The sequence below is a fragment of the Roseospira goensis genome, from assembly GCF_014197795.1.
Lineage (GTDB): Bacteria > Pseudomonadota > Alphaproteobacteria > Rhodospirillales > Rhodospirillaceae > Rhodospira > Rhodospira goensis.
The window spans coordinates 1-18,104 of record NZ_JACIGI010000008.1; the positions used below are offsets into that span (position 1 = coordinate 1).

10 protein-coding genes are annotated in these 18,104 nt (G+C 69.6%); 6 read left to right on the top strand and 4 right to left on the bottom strand.

What is annotated here, in order from left to right; genetic code table 11:
* Positions 1-324: 324 nt before the first annotated feature.
* From GGD88_RS06250 to GGD88_RS06265, 4 genes are read left to right on the top strand one after another with little or no spacing between them, the layout of a single operon-like run.
* Positions 325-2,622: a sulfotransferase gene (locus GGD88_RS06250; RefSeq protein WP_184432943.1), complete on the top strand. Its 2,298-nt coding sequence runs from the start codon at positions 325-327 to the stop codon at positions 2,620-2,622.
* Between the two features lie 25 nt (positions 2,623-2,647).
* Positions 2,648-4,279, top strand: coding sequence for a class I SAM-dependent methyltransferase (locus GGD88_RS06255; protein WP_184432945.1), 1,632 nt, complete (start codon positions 2,648-2,650; stop codon positions 4,277-4,279).
* A gap of 33 nt (positions 4,280-4,312) precedes the next feature.
* Positions 4,313-6,997 (top strand): tetratricopeptide repeat-containing sulfotransferase family protein, encoded by a 2,685-nt coding sequence (locus GGD88_RS06260; RefSeq protein WP_184432947.1) that lies wholly within the window; start codon positions 4,313-4,315, stop codon positions 6,995-6,997.
* 13 nt (positions 6,998-7,010) lie between these two features.
* Positions 7,011-9,191, top strand: coding sequence for a tetratricopeptide repeat-containing sulfotransferase family protein (locus tag GGD88_RS06265; RefSeq protein ID WP_246423613.1), 2,181 nt, complete (start codon positions 7,011-7,013; stop codon positions 9,189-9,191).
* Between the two features lie 373 nt (positions 9,192-9,564).
* Here the strand turns inward: GGD88_RS06265 and GGD88_RS06270 are convergent, their stop codons facing one another.
* Positions 9,565-10,704 (bottom strand): hypothetical protein, encoded by a 1,140-nt coding sequence (locus tag GGD88_RS06270; RefSeq protein ID WP_184432951.1) that lies wholly within the window; start codon positions 10,702-10,704, stop codon positions 9,565-9,567.
* A 170-nt stretch (positions 10,705-10,874) separates the two neighbouring features.
* Between GGD88_RS06270 and GGD88_RS06275 the strand changes: the two genes are divergently transcribed.
* Both GGD88_RS06275 and GGD88_RS06280 read left to right on the top strand, forming a co-directional pair.
* A complete protein-coding gene (locus GGD88_RS06275) occupies positions 10,875-11,648 on the top strand; it encodes a SapC family protein (protein WP_184432953.1) in 774 nt (257 codons plus the stop codon).
* 157 nt (positions 11,649-11,805) lie between these two features.
* Entirely contained in the window at positions 11,806-13,068 is a 1,263-nt protein-coding gene (locus tag GGD88_RS06280; protein ID WP_184432955.1) for a glycosyltransferase family 4 protein, read from the top strand.
* Here the strand turns inward: GGD88_RS06280 and GGD88_RS06285 are convergent.
* The 3 genes from GGD88_RS06285 to mrdA all read right to left on the bottom strand — a co-directional run bounded on the left by GGD88_RS06285 (position 13,055) and on the right by mrdA (position 18,094).
* Positions 13,055-14,779, bottom strand: coding sequence for a calcium-binding protein (locus GGD88_RS06285; RefSeq protein ID WP_184432958.1), 1,725 nt, complete (start codon positions 14,777-14,779; stop codon positions 13,055-13,057). The genes GGD88_RS06280 and GGD88_RS06285 overlap by 14 nt on opposite strands.
* A gap of 145 nt (positions 14,780-14,924) precedes the next feature.
* Entirely contained in the window at positions 14,925-16,088 is a 1,164-nt protein-coding gene (gene rodA / locus GGD88_RS06290; protein WP_246423609.1) for a rod shape-determining protein RodA, read from the bottom strand.
* Complete coding sequence (gene mrdA / locus GGD88_RS06295; RefSeq protein ID WP_184432960.1) at positions 16,085-18,094, bottom strand: penicillin-binding protein 2; 2,010 nt, start codon at positions 18,092-18,094, stop codon at positions 16,085-16,087. The genes rodA and mrdA overlap by 4 nt, the downstream gene beginning before the upstream one ends.
* Between the last annotated feature and the right edge of the window lie 10 nt (positions 18,095-18,104).

Sequence of the window (18,104 nt, forward strand, 5' to 3'; positions counted from 1 at the left end):
CAAGGTCATCAAGCGGATGGCCTACGGCTTCCGCGATGACGCCTACTTCTTCCTCAAGATCCGCGCCGCCTTCCCCGGAATTCCGTGATGAACCTTTTTTTGGTTCATCATGGATGTGCGGTCGGCGGTCCTCGTCCGCCTCCCCGTGCCCGCCAGGACTCGTCGCCCGTCCGGACGGCGTGCCCGGAACCGTGGCGCGGCGGGCCATCCCGCGGCGGGGCGCCGGGCCGGGTCGCGGGGTTGCGCGCACGGATGGATCTGATATCTGTGACGCCTTGCCGCCGGTGCCGAGGGGCGGCGCGCACATCAGGCAGGGAGGGCGCTGTGCAGCATGCGCTGGAGGACGACGCCGCCCAGGGCGCCGAGACGACCGACGTCCCGACGTTGCGCGACCGTCTGCGGGCGGCGCAACAGGACATGCGCGTCGATGCCATGGCGGCGCTGCTGGCCGATGCGCCGGAACTGGAGTTTGCCGACGACGCCGGGTTGGTCGTCATCGCGGCCGTGTGTCTGGTGCTGACCGGGCGGCCCGAGGACGGCGCGATGCTGATTGAGCGCTTGGGCGAGCACGAGTTCACCGATACCGCCGGGCTGGCGGACTACGGGCTGGCGCTGTCGATGGCGGGGCGGTTCGAGGCCGCCGAGCGGGTGCTTAAACGGGCGGCGGAGGCCGTTGATGCCGGTCCCGAAGTCTACGCTCGGCTGGGGGCGGTGTATCTCTCGCTGGAGCGGCTGCACGAGGCCGGCGAGGCCATGGAAGCGGCCCTGGACCGGCGGCCGGACTGGCCCGAGTTGCTGTCCAACCTGGGTGGGCTGCGGTTCCGGGAGGGGGACCACGCCGCCGCCGTTCGGCTGTACGACCGGGCGCTCGCCTTGCGGCCCGAGTTGCAGATGGCCCGGGACATGCGCGGGAAGGCGCTCGTCGCCCTGGATCGGGGCGACGAACTGGTGGAGGAAGCCCGCGCGGCGCTGTCTCGGGACGTGGACTCGCCAGAGGCCTATCTGCGTCTGGCGCTGGCCCAGCGGCAGGCGGAGCAATGGGCGCAGGCGGAGGCCACGCTGTCGGATGCCATCGAGCGATTCCCGGATCGGGAAGAGCTGCGGATGCTTCTGATCACGCTTCTCATGGATCGCAAGGAGCATCACCGCGCCGGCAATCTGTTGAAGCAGTGGGTGGAGGCGCGCGAGGAGCCGGACTGGACCCGCCTGGCGCTGAACCGCGCCCGCATCGAGGCGCGGTTCCTGGAGGCGGCGGAGACCGACTTGGCCGCGCTGGCGGACACGCCGCTGGCGCAGGAGCCGCTGTACCCCGTCCTGAAGGCGAAGATTCTGATCGAGCGGGCGCGCGCGGACGAGGCCGCCGCACTCCTGGAGGAAACCGTGGACCGGTTCCCGGGCCATGCCGAGGCCCGGGCGCTGTTGTCGCACACCCTCATGTCGCTGGGGCGACTGGACGAGGCTGCCGCTCAGGTCGAGGTCGGCGCCGCCTTGAACCCGATGGCGGTGCTTCAGCAGGTTGAGAACCGCGGCTACAAGGCGGAAGACCACGAGATCACCGCGATCGAGGGGCTGTTCGCGGCACCGTTCCTGGAACCGGACGCGCGCGCGCGGGTCGGGTTCACCCTGGCGACCGTGCGCGAGAAGCGCAAGGACTATGACGGGGCGTTCGACGCGCTGAGCAAGGCGAACGCGCTGGCGCGGCGGGCGCTCAAGTACGACTGGCGCGCACACCGGCGGTTCATCGACGACAGCCTGGACTGCTTCACGCCCGACCTGGTGGACCGGTTGGCGGGCCTGGGCGATCCGTCGGCGCGACCGATCTTCGTCGTCGGCATGCCGCGCTCCGGCACGACCCTGACCGAGCAGATCCTGTGCAGCCATCCGGAGGTCTACGGGGCCGGCGAACTGCCCTGGGTGACCAAGATTGCGGGCCTAATGCCCAAGGTGGTGCAGGGCGGTTTGGCCTACCCCAAGGCCATGGAAGCGATGACCGAACAGGCGCTGAAGAGCGCGGCGCGGTATTATCTGGACCGGATCGCAGAACAGAACGCGGACGCCGCACGCGTTGTGGACAAGATGCCGCATAACTTCGATCGTGTCGGGCTCATCGCGCTGATGTTCCCGAATGCGGCGATCATCCACCTGGACCGCGAGCCGCGCGACGTCGCCCTTTCCAACTACTACCAGAACTTCGCGCATGCCTACGGCCTCATGGGCTTCGCCTACGACCTGCGCGACATCGGCCATATGCTCAACGACCACGACCGCATCATGCGGCATTGGCACGACCTGTTCCCGGGCCGGATCTTCGAGCTGAACTACCAGAGGCTGGTGTCGGAGCCGGAGGACACCATCCGCGCTCTGCTCGACCACTGCGGGCTGTCGTGGGACGACCGCGTGCTGCGCTTCTACGAGACCCAGAGGCCGGTCCGCACGGCGTCGATCCGGCAGGTGCGCGAGGGCATCTACACCTCGTCGGCCGAGAAGTGGCGCCGCTACGAGGCGTTCCTGGGGCCGCTTGAAGAGGTGCTGGCGGAGGGCTATAAGCCCCTGGGCGAGGCCGACAGAGCGGGCCGCCTGCGGGATGTGATCGCGGGTCCGACCGGTCTGGTCGGCGGGTGACGCGGACGTGGCTGAGGGACGGATCATGCAAAGCGAAGCGGCGGGCCTCGGGGGCCGGACCGGCGGCGAGGCGGACGCCAGCGACGGCGGGTTCTACGTCCAGGACGTGGACTTCCGATCCGGCGTGGTGGGTGTGCAATCGCCGATGTCGATGGCCCTGACCGCCGCCGTGGGTGGCGTCGTGCCGCCCGATCCCAGCGCCGCGTTCACTTACTGCGACCTGGGGTGCGGCGACGGGACCACCGTCAATGCCTTCGCCGAACTGTACCCGCACGCGACGTTCGTCGGGATCGACTTCAACCCCGGCCACATCCGCACCGCGCAGGAGACGGCGGCGGCTTGCGGGCTCGACAATGTGCGGTTCGTGCAGGCGCGATTCAGCGACCTGGCGAACCTCGACGACCTGCCGGTGTTCGACTTCATCGGCATGAACGGCATCTACGCCTGGCTGGAAGAGGACGAGGCGCAGGCCGCGCGCCGCTTCGTGGGCGACCATCTGCGGGCCGGGGGCCTGTTCTACGTCGAGTACACCTGCCTGCCCGGCAAGGTCTCGGTACAGCCGCTGTGGAAACTGATCCAGACGCTGACGCCCCCACGCCCGGGCGAGGACAGCCGCGAGCGAGCGCGCCGCGGTCTCGATCTGACCGAGGCCCTGGCCAAGCGTGGGATGGCCTACCTGGCAGCGCATCGCCCGGCGGCCAACGGCGCGCAGGGCTATATCCGCGGCCGCAAGGTCGACGAGTACCGTGTGGATCATTTCGCTCACAATGCGATGGCCAGCGGGTTCCGGCCCCGCTACGTCACCGACATGTTCGCGGAGATGGCGTCGGTCGGGTTGACCTATGCCGCGCGGTCGGAACTGGCGCTGAATGACCTTGAGTTGTCGGTCCCGGCGGCTCAGGTGCCAACGTTCCAGGACTATCGGGACGATGTCGGAACGGTGGAGCTCCTCAAGGACTATATCCGCAATGAACAGCAGCGCCACGACGTGTTCGTCAAGGATGGCGCTCCGGATCGCGCCGCGGCCGACGCGTGGCTCGATGCCGTGCCGCGCCTGATGCTGCGCATGCCGGCCGACGGTGTGACGCGCCACATCCAGGCGCCCGGAAACGCGCGGATCCCGCTCCGGGGCCCGGCCTACGATGCGCTGATCACGGCGGTCGACGCCAAGGCCCAGACCGTCGCCGACGTTGCCGCCGCCAGCGGGCAGCCGGTCGAGCGGGTGCGGCGCGCGGCCGTCCGGCTGCTGGCCTCCCATCAGATGGTCGCTTGCCGGACCGGCGCGATCGAGCCCGTGCCCGAGCCCGGGACGGTGGCGGGCCTGACCATCCCCGGGCGCATGAACCGGCGAACCCTGCGGCTGGCGGCGGAGCGCCTGCTCGGCAACCAGCTCGTCTCGCCGGTGACAGGCACCGCGAGCATCCCGGTCTCGCCGCTCGAAGCCGTCCTGCTGCAGGCCGTCGTGGACGTGGGGGTCGCGGACGCGCCCCCGGCGGCCCGGGACCGCTTGGCCAGCGAAACGCGGCCGCTGCCGGGACCCGGTGGTCAGAAGCCGGCCCGGGACATCACCGCCGACGATCTGAACGAGGTCCTGGGCGCGATGCGTGGGCGCAAGCTCTATAACATGCTGCGTCTCGGGATTGTCGCGCCCGCGTGACCCGGGCGCGTGCCGGCTGGCGGCGAGGACGTCATGACGCAGCCCTCGAAGCAGGCAGCCGACGCCCTGAGGCAGGCCGTCGCGGCCCATCGCGCCGGACGCCACGCCGAAGCCGAGCGTGGCTACCGCGCGGTGCTGGCGGTTGCGGCGGACGATCCTATGGCGCATCACAATCTGGGCGTCCTTGCGGTCCAGACCGGCCGCGCGGCCGCAGGTCTGCCCCATCTCCAGAAGGCCGTCGAGGTCTCGCCCGACACGGGGCAGTACTGGGTCTCGCTGGCGGACGGGCTGTTGCGGTCCGGTCGGGTGGCGGACGCCGCCCGGGTTCTGGAGCAAGCCCTGTCGCGGGGCCTCGACCCGGTCGCGGCGCGGACCGTGCGGGCGCGCATCACGGCGGCGCGGACCGGAGAGGGCGACGGCGACGCTGGGGCTGCGCGGCTGACGGCGGCGGCACGGGCTCTCCGCGAGGGGCGCTTCGCGCAGGCGGAGGCAGAAGCGCGCGCCGCGACGCGTTTGAAGCCCTCGGCGTCGGCCGGGTGGACCGTGCTGGCCGCCGCCCGGCGCGGGTTGGGCCGGTGGGACGGCGCGCTGGCCGCCGCGCGGCGCGCCGTGGCGCTCGCACCGGGTGATGCCGCGATAGTTTCCAACCTGGGTGTGTTGGAGCTGGAGCGCGGACAGGCCGACCATGGTCTGGATCTGCTTTCGCGCGCCCGGCGGCTGGATCCGGCGTACGCGGAGGCGGCCTTCAACCTGGGCAACGGTCTGGCGGCCGTGGGGCGGCCCGATGACGCCGCCGCCGCCTACCGCGCGGCCCTGGCCCTGCATCCGACGCATGCGCAGGCGCTGAACAATCTGGGAACCGCCCTGCAGGCGGCCGGACGGCCCGACGCGGCGGTGGCGGCGCTGACCTGGGCCGTGCGTGTGGCCCCGACCTATGCGGCGGCGCATTACAATCTCGCCCATGCCCTGCTTGATGCTGGGTGTCGGACGGGGGCCGCACGCGCGTTCGAGATGGCCTTGGTCCTGAGGCCGGATCTGGCGGAGGCCTGGAACAACCTTGCCAACCTGAGGCGGGACGACGGGCGTCTCGACGAGGCTATTGCCTGCTATCGGCACGCTGTTCATATCCGACCCACCTACGCCGAGGCGTTGACCAATCTCGGGGGGGCTCTGCGCCAAGACCCGGCCCAGGCCGAAGCCCTGTGCCGGCGCGCCCTGGCCCTGGCGCCGCGTCTGACCGAAGCCCGCATCACCCTTGGCGCGGTGCTGGCCGAGAAACGGTGCTTTGAGGACGCCACGATCTGTTACATGCAGGCGGCCATGTTGCGGCCGGCCGATGCCGGCGCATACGTCGGTCTGGCTCATGCGCTCAGCGAATGCGGCCTCAGCCGGCGCGCGGCGGCCATCGCCACCCGGGCGATCCGGCTTGACCCGCTGGCGGCGGAAGGGCACCGCGTGCATGCCGCCGTGTTGCGTGAAGAGGGGCAGGTCACGGCGGCTGTCGGGGCAGCTCGCCGGGCCGCGACGCTGGCGCCCGACGTGCCGGAGGTGTGGGTAACGCTGGCGCTGTGTCTTCAGACGGCGGGCGACCTCGCCGCTGCCGAGATGGCGTTTCGCCGCGCGGTGGCGCTGGTGCCGGGTCATCCGCGAGGGACTCACGGCCTGTACATGCTGGCCCGGGCCGGCCCGACGGAATCCGCCTTCGGCCTGATTCGGACGCGGCTCGACGACCCGGCCACGCCGCCGTCCGATCGTGTGCTGCTCCACTTCGCGCTTGGCAAGATGAACGCGGACGTCGGGGCGCATGACACGGCCTTTGCGCACTATCTCGACGGGCACCGGTGGCGCGCCGCCGTGCGGGGCCACACCTACCAGGCCGCCGCACAGGAGGCACGTTTTCTGTTCCGGCGCAGCCTCTTCACACCGGCGTATTTTCGGGCGCGGGCGCAGTGGGGTGACCCGTCACGGCGCCCGATCTTCATCGTCGGCATGCCGCGATCGGGAACGACCCTCACGGAGCAGGTGCTGGCGAGCCATTCACGTGTGTACGGGGCCGGCGAGCTGCGCGCCCTGAATAACATCGCGGCCGACCTGTTCGACCAGCAGACCCTCGCAGCGGATGCGGCTGATCCGCGGGCCGACTTCGGGGACCGGATGCGGACGGCTGCCCGACGGTATCTCGACTACGTCGGGTTTGTGTCCGGAGGATCGGAGCGTGTGACAGACAAGATGCCGCACAACTTCGAGCTGCTGTGGTTGGTGGCGTTGCTGTTTCCCCATGCCACGGTGCTGCACTGCGTCCGGTCGCCTGTTGATACGTGTCTGTCCTGCTTCTTCCAGAACTTCACGAATGCCCACACTTACACCGATGATCTTTCAAGTCTCGGGCATCATTACAGACTCTATCAGGCATATATGCGTTTGTGGAAGCAGGTCCTCCCCATGCGTATTCATGACGTCGTTTATGAGGACCTTGTGAGCGACCCCAAGGCGGCGATTTCTCGTCTTCTGGATGACTGTCAACTCTCGTTCGAGCCGCAATGCCTCGACTTCCACCGCACGGATCGGCCGGTCAAGACCGCCAGCGTGGCCCAGGTGCGCAAGCGGGTGTACACGACGTCCGTCGAGACGTGGCGCCGGTATGAGGCGCATTTAGGACCGTTGCTTCAGGCGCTGGAGACCCCGTTGGCCTTTGAGCGGGCGTCGGCGAATTCGTGAGCGGCGCTTAACCATGCTCGCTGGAGGAGTGCCCGTGAGGACTCCACAGACCCTTTTCCGCGCGGCCCTGGCCCACCATCGGGCTGGTCGCCATGGTGCCGCGGCGCGCGCCTACCGGGCCGTGCTGACGCTGTCGCCGGCCGACGCCAAGGCGCTCCACAATCTGGGCTTGCTGATAGTCCGGGAGGGCAGTGTAACCGCCGGCCTCGCGTGCCTGCGGCGCGCCTTGTGCCTGCATCCCGGGGCCGAGCTGTTTCGCCGCTCGTGGTGCGAGGGGTTGCTGGCGTCTGGACAACCCGATGCGGCGCTGGCTGCGGTCGCGACCGCACGGGCGCGTGGGCTCGACGGCCCCGCGTGGCAGGATCTGGAGCAGCGGGCGCGCGATGCCGCCGGTCGCTATCAGGGCCAGGCGATCCCGGCGGACCGCCTGGCGACGCTGCGCCGTCTCCTGGAGGAAGGGCGCTGTCGCGCGGTCGTCGCGGCGGCTCAGGAGGTGACGGCTCGCTGGCCGGCCGATCCGCGGGGCTGGACCCTGCTCGGCGCCGGGTTGCGGACGCAGGGCAAGGCGGAGGCGGCCGCAACGGCCTTCCGGGCTGCGGTGGCCCTGGAGCCGGCCGCCGCTGTGGGATATGCGAACCTTGGGGCGGTGCTGCGGGACGTTCCGCAGCTCCATCAGGCGTTGTCCAGTCTTGATCGGGCGCTTCGTATCGCCCCCCATGAGGTGCAGGCCTGGCTCAACAAGGGGATCTGCCTGACCGCGCTGGACGATGCGACCGCGGCGGTCGCGGCCTTGCGTGTGGTTTTGATCCAATGTCCCGCGTGGGCCGACGCCTGGATGCATTACGGGGTTGCCCTGGGCATGCTCGGTCGTCCGCGGGCGGCGGAGAACGCCTTCCGCCGCGCGCTGCATGCGGCGCCGGAGGCCGACGCGCCGCGCCGCAATCTAACCGTGCTGTTGCGCGCCGAAGGACGCTCCGTCGAGGCGGCGGCGGTGGACCGCCACACCCTGTGTCGCCGGCCATCGGCGGCCGCGGCCTGGGTCAGCCTGGGGATCACGGCTGCCGACGCGGGCCGGCTTGACGCGGCCGAGGTGGCATGGCGGCGCGCGGTGCGGCTGGATCCCGAAGACGCGGAAGCGTGGTACCGTCTCTCCACGCTGAGCGGCGGGTTGGCGGACGACTGGGCGGCCGGCGCGATCCTCGACCGGTTGACAGAAGAGGCCGGCCGGACTTCGCACGATCGCATGCTGGCCCATTTCGCCCTGGCGCGACGCCTCGACAGCCTGGACCAACCGGAGGAGGCCATTGGGCATCTGAAATCGGCCCACCGGATCCGGGCGACCATGCGGGGACACCCTTATGATCGTGCCGCCGCCGAGGCGCGGCTGGATCATCTGCGGCGCACCGTCACGCGCGCCTTTGTGGCGGCACTGGCTCCGTCGGGCGACCCGTCACAGACGCCGATCCTGATCGTCGGCATGCCGCGGTCGGGGACAACGCTGGTGGAACAGATCCTCGCCAGCCATTCCTGGGTCTTCGGCGCCGGCGAGCTTCCGGCCTTGGGTCGGTTGGCGCGGCACCCCGTGATCGCCGGCGTCCTGGACGCGGCGGCGCAAGGAGCCGGACCGGAAGGCCGATCGCGGATCAACTGGGCGGCCCGTTCGTACCTGGACACCCTTAAGACCGTATCAGGTGGGTCCGCGCGGGTGACGGACAAGATGCCGCACAACTACGAGCACCTGTGGCTCGCGGCGCTGCTGATCCCGAACGCGACGATCATCAACTGCGTTCGCGATCCCGTGGATACCTGCCTGTCGTGTTTCTTCCAACCGTTCGGATTTGGCCACGCCTACGCGGATGACCTTGCTGACCTCGGCCATCAGTACCGCCTTTATCAGGACTACATGCGGCTTTGGACCCGTGTCCTGCCCATCCCCATCCATACCGTCGTCTACGAGGATCTCGTGCGGGAGCCCGAGGTCCAAATCCCGGCCCTTCTGGATGCCTGTGGCCTCCCGTTCGAACCGGGATGCCTCTCATTCCACACTACGGATCGACCGATCCGGACGGCCAGCATGTCGCAGGTCCGGCGACGCGTGTACACGTCCTCTGTGGCGAAGTGGCATCGGTACGAGGCCCATCTTGGCCCACTCCTGCGCGCCCTTGAGGCGCCTGCGCACGGACCGGGAATCTGACGCCCGGGAGCGGCGGCATGCCGGCCTGGCCGCAAGGTCTGCGCCGTCGGCGGAGGGACGCCTCGCCTGTGTTCCGCCGATTGCGTTCGCCGGCATCTCCCCGAGGGTTCCCGGATGGCAACCCTGGTCCGCAACACCAAGCGTGAGGGGCACCCATCGTTGACGCCCGGGGGCGACATCGGGAGCCGACTCGAAACGAGAGCCTACGGGCCTACAGCCGATTGCGACAAACCGGACTCGCGGCACGATTTCGGTTTGTAGCGATAATCAGCTGTAAAATCAATACTGTAGAGCCGATTCACGTTCGAAATCGGACCGCATCTGCGGTTCCGATTTCGAACAATCGGCTCTATGTCACGCCCGGACTCCCGGGTTATCGGTTCGCGCTTTCCTGGGCACCGAGCAAGGTATTGGCGGTCTCCGCCGGCGAGGTGGCCTCCGCCCCTGCGGCCAGGAACGAGAAGTCACCGCGCGTGATGCGGCTGGCGTTCTCCGCGAGCGTGCGAAGTGCGATCCGTTCAGGGGACTTCCAGTATGGGTAATTGTTGCCCAAGTTCGCGGTCGACATCTGGTCGGCGAGGCCGGACAGCGCGCTTGCATCCAGCCCGAAGTCGGCGATGGCCCGCGCCACTTCACTGGAGTCTCGACCCGCGTAGCGGAGAATGCGGTTGTTGGCGTCGATCAGATAGAGTCCGCCGCCGTGGGCGTAGGTTTCGTTCGGTGTGAGGGTGGTGGTCTCCAGCCAGGCAAAGTTTCCCGAGCGGGCGGCGAATCTTGCCGGGGGCGGCGCGTCCTCGTCGTCTGCGGCGGCGTCACCCTGCTGGGCTTCGCCCTCGGCATCAAGACGCGCCAGGGCTTCGGCTTCCAGCGCGTCCGGGGCGGTGCCCGCGATGCTATGATCGCCGCTGGCGTACATGGCGCCCAGCGCCGCACGCGCGGTCGCCAATGGGTCGTCGGACTCCAGGATCGCCGCCCAGTCGCGCAGGTCCTTGTGGGTGCCGACGTTGTTGTACAGGACCGAGACACGCTCCATGACGGAGGCATCAATGCCCTTCGCCTCCAGGGCCGCCTGGAATTCCGCCATGTTGGGGCGTTCGGCGGCGAACAGGCGGTCGCCCAGCGCCGACGGGTCGAGAAGGTAGGCGGACCCGTCGATGGCCGGGGGGGCGTCGTCTTCGGATCGCACAGGCGTCTCGTCTTCGGAGGCCTCGGAGGCCTCGGCGGCCTCGGAGGCCGTGTCCACGCCATGGTCGTCGCGTGCGTCGGTGTCCGCGTCCTTCAGGGTGGCGGCAGGCGCCGGGGCCGGTGGCGCGTCTGTCGGGGGGGCGGTGGCCGGGGCTGCTGTCGGCGTTTCAGAGGCACCGGGAGCATCGGTGCGGACGCTGTCGGCTGCGCGGACACGGCCAAGCGCTTCGGCGAACAGATCGCCTGCAGAGCGGGTTTGTGTGGTCTGACGCTGCTTTTGAGCGTACTGGGCCGCGGCTTGAGGGTCATGGACACTCGCGACGGACATGGAACGGGCCCCTCTCAACGGACTGTCTGACGAACGGCAGAAACTGCGTGCCTTTGCAGAAGCAACCGCTGTGCCATCCAGTGTGGCCGGAAACCTTGACAGGAGGCCACGGGTGTGGTCCTCACGGCGGGTAGGCTCCGTTCCGTCGACGAAGAAGAGGCGTTGAGTCCGTGTACACCCCATTGCAGCCGTCCAATCCCTCCCATCGTCTCTATACGCCTGTGGCCGGCTATCCGGCCGCGCGCGGAAGACCCATCGCTGTTCTGTCGCGCGGCGAGCTGAGACGGGCCGTGCCGGCTCTGCCGGTGGCCTTTCGGCGCGAGGAGGGCGGGGTGACCATGGTGGCATTGATGGGCCTGACCCTGGATCGCAACTTTTTTGTGCAGGATGGTGGCCGCTGGCTCGGTTCCTACGTTCCCGCGGCATTTCGCGGCTATCCTTTTGGGCTGGCAAGCGGACCCGATGGAAAGTACGTCGTGTGCGTGGACGAAAACAGCGGCGCCCTGCGCGATGGCCCCGGCGCCAAGGCGCTGTTCGAGGACGACGGCCAGCCCTCCGGCTTCCTCAAGCAGGTCATCAATTTCCTGCAGCAGGTGCAGGCCGACCAGCAGGCGACGCGCGCCGCCGGCGCGGTGCTGGACCGTCACGGCCTTCTCGAGGACTGGCCTATCGCCGTGACGGCGGCAGAACAGAGGATTCCGCTGAACGGGTTTCTTCGCGTCAGCGAGACGGCACTGGCCGCCCTCGATCCGGCCGTGCTGGCCGAGGTTCGGGACAGTGGAGCGCTTGACCTGGCATACGGGCAAATCTACGCCTCGAACAACCTTTCTGTTCTAGGCCGTCTGGCCGAAGCGCATGCCAAGGCTGCAGAGGCCGAACGGGCGCGGTTGCCGAGTGCCGAGGAGATGTTTGCGCCCGAGGACATTTCCTTCAACTTCGACTGACGCCGGTCGGGCTTCAACGGGATCGCGCGCCCATGCCTCTGTCGCCGCCCCAGCCTCGAATACCGGTGTGTGCTGGCCGCGATGCGAGGTTGGGCGGGGAGATCACGCGTGGCTTTAGCGCTGGCGCGGGCGCATTTCCCGTGAGGGCCGGCGCGCCATGAAGGTCCTGTTCGTCCACCAGAACTACCCCGGCCAGTACAAGCACCTGGCACCGGCCCTGGCGGCCCGGCCCGGCATCGACGTTTCCGCCCTGCACATGCGCGCCGATCTGCCGGACAGGCGCGACGGCGTGCGCCTGCACCGGGTGCAGCCTGCGCGCGGGTCGACCCCCGGTGTTCATCCTTGGGTGGCCGACCTGGAGACAAAGACCATTCGTGGCGAGGCGACGTTTCGAGCGGGGATTAAGCTGCGCCAGCAGGGCTACGCGCCCGATGTGATCGTGGGCCACCCCGGCTGGGGCGAGATGCTGTTCCTGAAGGATGTCTGGCCCACCGCGGCGGTCGGGATTTACAGTGAATTCTACTATAGGGCCCAGAACGGGGACGTGGGCTTTGACCCTGAGTTCGCAAGCAACGATCCTGCCACGGTCTGCCGGGTGCGGCTGAAAAATCTCACCTTCGAGCTGAGCATGGCGCGGGCGACGGCCGGCTTGGCGCCGACGCAGTGGCAGGCCGAGACCTTCCCGCCCGCTTTGCGCGACCGCATCGCCGTCATCCACGACGGCATCGACACCGACCAGGTGGCGCCCAACCCCACGGTGTCGATGACCCTGAACCGGTCGCTGACCCTGACGCCGAAGGATGAGGTCGTCACCTTCGTCAACCGCAACCTGGAGCCCTATCGAGGCTACCACATCTTCATGCGGGCGCTGCCGGCGCTGCTGCGCAACCGGCCGAAGGCGCGGGTGCTGATCGTGGGTGGCGATGGGGTGAGCTACGGCGCCCGCCCGCCCGACGGCACCTGGAAGGCGCGGTTCATCGAAGAGGTGCGCCCCGGGATGCGTGACGCCGACTGGGCGCGGGTGCACTTTCTGGGCAACGTCTCCTACACGCACTTCCTGGGGCTGCTGCAGTTGTCCACGGTGCACGTCTACCTGACGTACCCGTTCGTGCTGTCATGGTCGCTGCTGGAGGCCATGAGCGCCGGCTGCGCCATCGTCGCCAGCGACACGGCACCCCTGCGCGAGGCCATCCGCGACGACGAGACCGGGGTTCTGGTCGACTTTTTCGACGTCGACGGCCTGGCCGACCGGGTCACGCACCTGCTGGCCGACGCGCCCCGCCGGCGGCGGCTCGGGCAGGCCGCGCGGGCGTTTGCGCGCGCGACCTACGACCTCAAGACGGTGTGCCTGCCGCGCCAGATCGCCTGGGTGGAGGCGCTGGCGCGGGGCGAGGCGGGATCGGCCCTCAGATCAGACTGAAGTCGCCGGCGGTCAGGTCGACGGTGAAGGTGCCGATCAGTTGCAGGCCGCTGGGCGGGGCGTCGCCTCCGTCGGCGGTGTCGTCCCCGCCGCCTGCGGTGTCGTCGCCGCCCCCGGCGGTATCGTCGCCGCCGCCTGCGGTGTCATCCCCGCCCCCGGCGGTATCGTCCCCGCCATCGGCCGTATCGTCGCCGCCATCGGCCGTATCGTCGCCGCCGTCGGCGGTGTCGTCGCCGACCGGGACGTCGACATCGTAGTACAGCTCCCCGGTGTCGCTGCGGAACACCAGCACCTGGCCGTCCTCGGCGTCGGCGGCGTCCATCTCGGTGGCGTTGGCGGCGACCACGAACACGTCGGCGATGCTGCCGGTGATCTGGGTGAACACCGACGCCGCCAGGCCCACGGAATCGCTGCCGACGCCGTAGTCCTCGACCGTGTCCGCGTTCTCGGTCCCGAAGGCGTCGAAGACGAACCGGTCATCGCCGGAGCCGCCCGCCAGGGTGTCGGTGCCGGCGCCGCCGCCGACGGTGTCGTTGCCGAGGCCGCCGCTGACGGAATCGGCGCCGTCGCCGCCGTCCAGGCTGTCGTCGCCCTGCTCGCCGGTCAGCAGGTCGTCCCCGGCGCCGCCGCGCAGGGTGTCGTTGTCGGTGCCGCCCGAGAGGGTGTCGTTGTCGGCGTTGCCGTCCAGGCTGTCGTCGCCGGTATTGCCGGACAGGGAGTCCGCGCCGGTGCCGCCCAGCAGGGTATCGTTGTCGAGCCCCCCCAGCAGGGTGTCGGCCTCGCCGCCCCCCAGGATCAGGTCATCGCCGTCGAGGCCGTCCAGGCTGTCCGCGCCGCCGTCGCCGGACAGGGTGTCGTTGCCGTCACCGCCGCGCAGGGTGTCGGCGCCGAAGCCGCCTTCCATCTCGTCGGCGCCGGTGCCGCCCGACAGATCGTCGTCGCCGTCGCCGCCACTCAGCACGTCGTCGCCGGCATCCCCGGTCAGGGTGTCGTTGCCGGTGCCGGCGTCCAGCAGGTCGTCGCCGTCGCCGCCGATCAGGCTGTCGGTGCCGGCGGTGCCGATCAGGGTGTCGTTGCCGACGGCGCCGTCGAGGAAGTCGGCGCCGGTGGTGCCGGTCAGGGCGTCGTCTTCGGCCGTGCCGGTCTGGCGCGTGTCGAAGGTGGTGTCGGTGGCGCCGCTTTCGGCGTCGATGGCCTGCTTGGCGGCCACCACGGTGTTGAGGTCCTCCGTGACCGTGGACAGCACCGCCTGGAGGTCGGCCAGGGTCTCGGCCGGTTCCGAGACCTGGGTGCTGTAGTAGCTCGCCACCTCGACCTTGTTGCGGAACTGGGTCGCCGCCGGCTCGAAGGCGGCATCGACGGTCTCGCTGTTGAACAGGTAGTCGGCCGCAGCCAGGATCACCGCGCCCACCGAGGCGCCGGCGTTCAGGTTGGCGATAAAGGCGGCCTTGGCCTCGGTGAAAGCGTCCGAGCCTTCCTGGAAACCGAGGTTGCCGAGCGCGATCGCCAGCTTCTCGTCGTCCGTGGTGGCGGCGGTGTACTGGCCCTGGAACGCCTCGCTTGCCACCAGCGAGTCCGCGAGCTGGAGCAGGGTGCCGCCGTCCTCGATGAAGGAGACGAACTCGAAGAAGTTGGTCGCCCCGGGCGCGGCGTTGAACATCGCGACCGTCATGGCGACGATGTTGTCGCGCGTCTCCTGGGGCACAGCCATGGATCGAAGCCTCCGAGCGGTATTCAGCCGTCGCGCGCCCGCCGCGCGGGTGCGCTCCCTGGTCGGGAGTATGCGCGGGCGGGCTTAAGCGATGGTTACCCCCAGGACGGGACGGGGGGCGGGGCGAGGGTGGGGCGGCGCACCGTCAGCCATCGTCATAGGCGCCGCGGCGGCCGATCTGGACATCGCGATGGACCCACACGCTCATCAGCAGGCCGAAGGCCAGCATCAGGGTCATCATGGCGGTGCCGCCGTAGCTGACCAGCGGCAGCGGCACCCCCACCACCGGGATCAGGCCCATCACCATGGCGACGTTGATGAACACATAGAGGAAGAAGGTGAACGTCACCCCGATGGCGACCAGCCGGCCGAAATGGTTGCGGGCGCGCAGGGCGATGGCCAGTCCGTAGGTCAGCACCAGCACGTACAGCAGCAGCAGGCCCATGCCGGCCAGCATGCCGAACTCCTCGGCCAGCATCACGAAGATGAAATCGGTCTGCTTCTCGGGCAGGAAGTTCAGGTGGCTCTGGGTGCCCTCCAGGAAGCCCTTGCCCGTCAGGCCGCCCGATCCCAGGGCGATCTTGGACTGCAGGATGTGGTAGCCGGCCCCCAGCGGGTCACGCTCGGGGTTGATGAACGTGAGGACGCGCTGTTTCTGATAATCGTGCAGCACCTGCCACGCCACCGGAATGGCGGCCAGGCCGAGGGCGACCACGAGTCCGAACATCCACAGCCGCACCCCGGCGACGAAGAACAACACCCCGGCCCCGGCCAGCATCATCAGGGCCGTGCCCAGGTCCGGCTGCTTCAGCACCAGCGCCACCGGAACCAGCACCAGCACCGTCGGCAGGATGAGATACAGCGGCCGCCCGGTATCGGCCAGGTCGGCGCCGTGGAAGAACCGCGCCAGCGCCAGCACCAGCGTCACCTTCATCAGCTCGGAGGGCTGGAGCTGGAACACGCCGAGGTCGATCCAGCGTTGCGCCCCCATGCCGATGGTGCCGCGGACCTCCACGGCCACCAGCAGCACCAGGGCCAGGGCGTAGAGCCAATAGGCGTAGCGCATCCATTGTCGGATATCGACCATGGCCACCACCAGAAGCAGCGCCAGCCCGACGCTGAACCGGGCGATGTGACGCGATGCCCACGGGTCCATGTTGCCGTTGGCGGCGGAATAGAGCATGGCCACGCCGATGCCGGCGAGGGCGCCGATCAGCAGCAGCAGCGACCAGCTCACCTGCCACAGCTTCTCGCCCAGGGTCATCTCGCCGCGGCGCAGCCGCGCCGTCATCAGGCCGTCCCCGATCATTGTCCGTTGCCTCCCTGGCCCGGTGACCCTTCGGCGGCCTCCGCCGCGGTCTCGGCTGTCGCCTCGGCCAGCGCGGCGGCGGCAGCGGCCTTCGCCTCGGCCCGGCGGCGCCGTTCGGCGGCGGTGGGCGGCGGGGCCTCGCGGATCGCCGCCAACTCATCGGGTGTGCGCCGCCGGGACGGGTCGAGCCGCAGGGTCTCCAGCATGACGTCATGGGCGATCGGCGCCGCGAACCGGGAGCCGCCGCCGGCGTGCTCGACGATCACGGAGACGGCGTAGCGCGGCGCCTCCGCCGGGGCGAAGCCGACGAACAGCGCGTGGTCGCGGAACTTCCACGGCAGGTCCTCGTTCTTGCGTACGCCGGTCTCGCGCTCGCGCATGCTGATCCGGCGCACCTGCGAGGTGCCGGTCTTGCCCGCCATGGTCTGGCCGTCGACGTCGATGGCGGACCCGCGCGCGGTGCCGCGGTCGCCGTTGACCACCCGCCACATGGCGTGCTTGACGACCGCCATGGCCTGCTTGGAGACGCCCACGGAGTCGAACGACGGCGTCGGCTCGGTGATCAGCCGGCCGTCCGCGACCCGCTGGCGGCACAGCGTGGGGCGCACCGCCAGGCCGTCGTTGGCGATGCGGGCGGTCATCACGGCCAGTTGCAGCGGCGTCGCCAGGACGTAGCCCTGGCCGATGCTGGCGACCAGGGTTTCGCCCTGGACCCAGGGCTGGCCCAGGGTGGCGGACTTCCAGGCCTTGGTGGGGATGAGGCCGGATGCCTCCCCGGGCAGTTCCAGGTCCAGGTCCGCGCCGAGGCCAAGCCGCCGTGCCATGTCGGCGATGCGGCCGATGCCGATGCGCCGGGCCACTTCGTAGAAGTACACGTCGCAGGACTGCTCGATCGCCCCCACCATGTTCAGGTGTCCGTGGCCCCAGCGCTTCCAGCAGTGGAAGCGGTGGTTGCCCAGTGTCAGGTGGCCGGGGCAGTAGAACGTCTGCTCGGGTCCGACGATGCCGCTTTCCATCGCCGCCAGGGCCACCGCCATCTTGAAGGTGGAGCCGGGGGCGTACTGGCCGGCCAGGGCCTTGTTGCGCAGGGGGGCGCGCGGATTGCCGGCGAGTGCCTTCCATTCCTTGGTGCTCAGCCCCCGGGCGAAGGCGTTCGGGTCGTAGGCCGGCATCGAGGCCATGGCCAGCACCTCGCCGGTGTGCACGTCCATGACCACGCAGGCGGCACTGTCGGTGCCCAGCCGGCGCGAGGCATAGTCCTGCAACCGCATGTCGATGGTGAGCTGCACCTCGTGGCCCGGCTCGCCCTCCTCGCGGCGCAACTCGCGGATCATGCGGCCGACCGCGTTGACCTCGACCTGGCTGGCGCCGCTCTTGCCGCGCAGGGGCAGGTCGTAGACCTTCTCGATGCCGGCCTTGCCGATGCGGAAGTCGGGCAGTTGCAACAGCGGGTCGTCGCCGTCCATGTCGTCCTCGGAGACGGCGGCGACGTAGCCCAGGATGTGCGAGGCGAGGTCGGCGTACGGGTAGTCGCGGGTCAGGCCCTCGTCGATGATCACGCCGGGCAGGTCGGGGGCGTTCACCTGCACCATCGCCATCTGCTCCCAGGTCAGGTTCTCGCGCACCGTGACCGGCACGAAGCTGCGGCGGCGCTTGCTTTCCTTGAGCACGCGCTGGTGGTCGTAGTCGGTGAGCGGCACCAGACCGGCGAAGGTCCGCAGGGTCTGCTCCAGGTCGCGGGTGCGTTCGGCCACCACCAGGGCGCGGAAGTTCTGGCGGTTGACCGCCACCGGGATGCCGAAGCGGTCCACGATGCGGCCGCGCGGCGGCGGGATCAGCCGCATGTTGATGCGGTTCTCCTCGGCCAGGGTGCGGTACTTCTCGGCCTCCATGACCTGGAGGTAGTACATGCGCGCCCCCAGCAGGGTGACCAACAGGGCCTTGCCGCCGGCCAGCAGCACGACCCGTCGGGTGAACACCTTGGAGCGGTCGCCGTCCTTCTGCATCGCCGGGGTC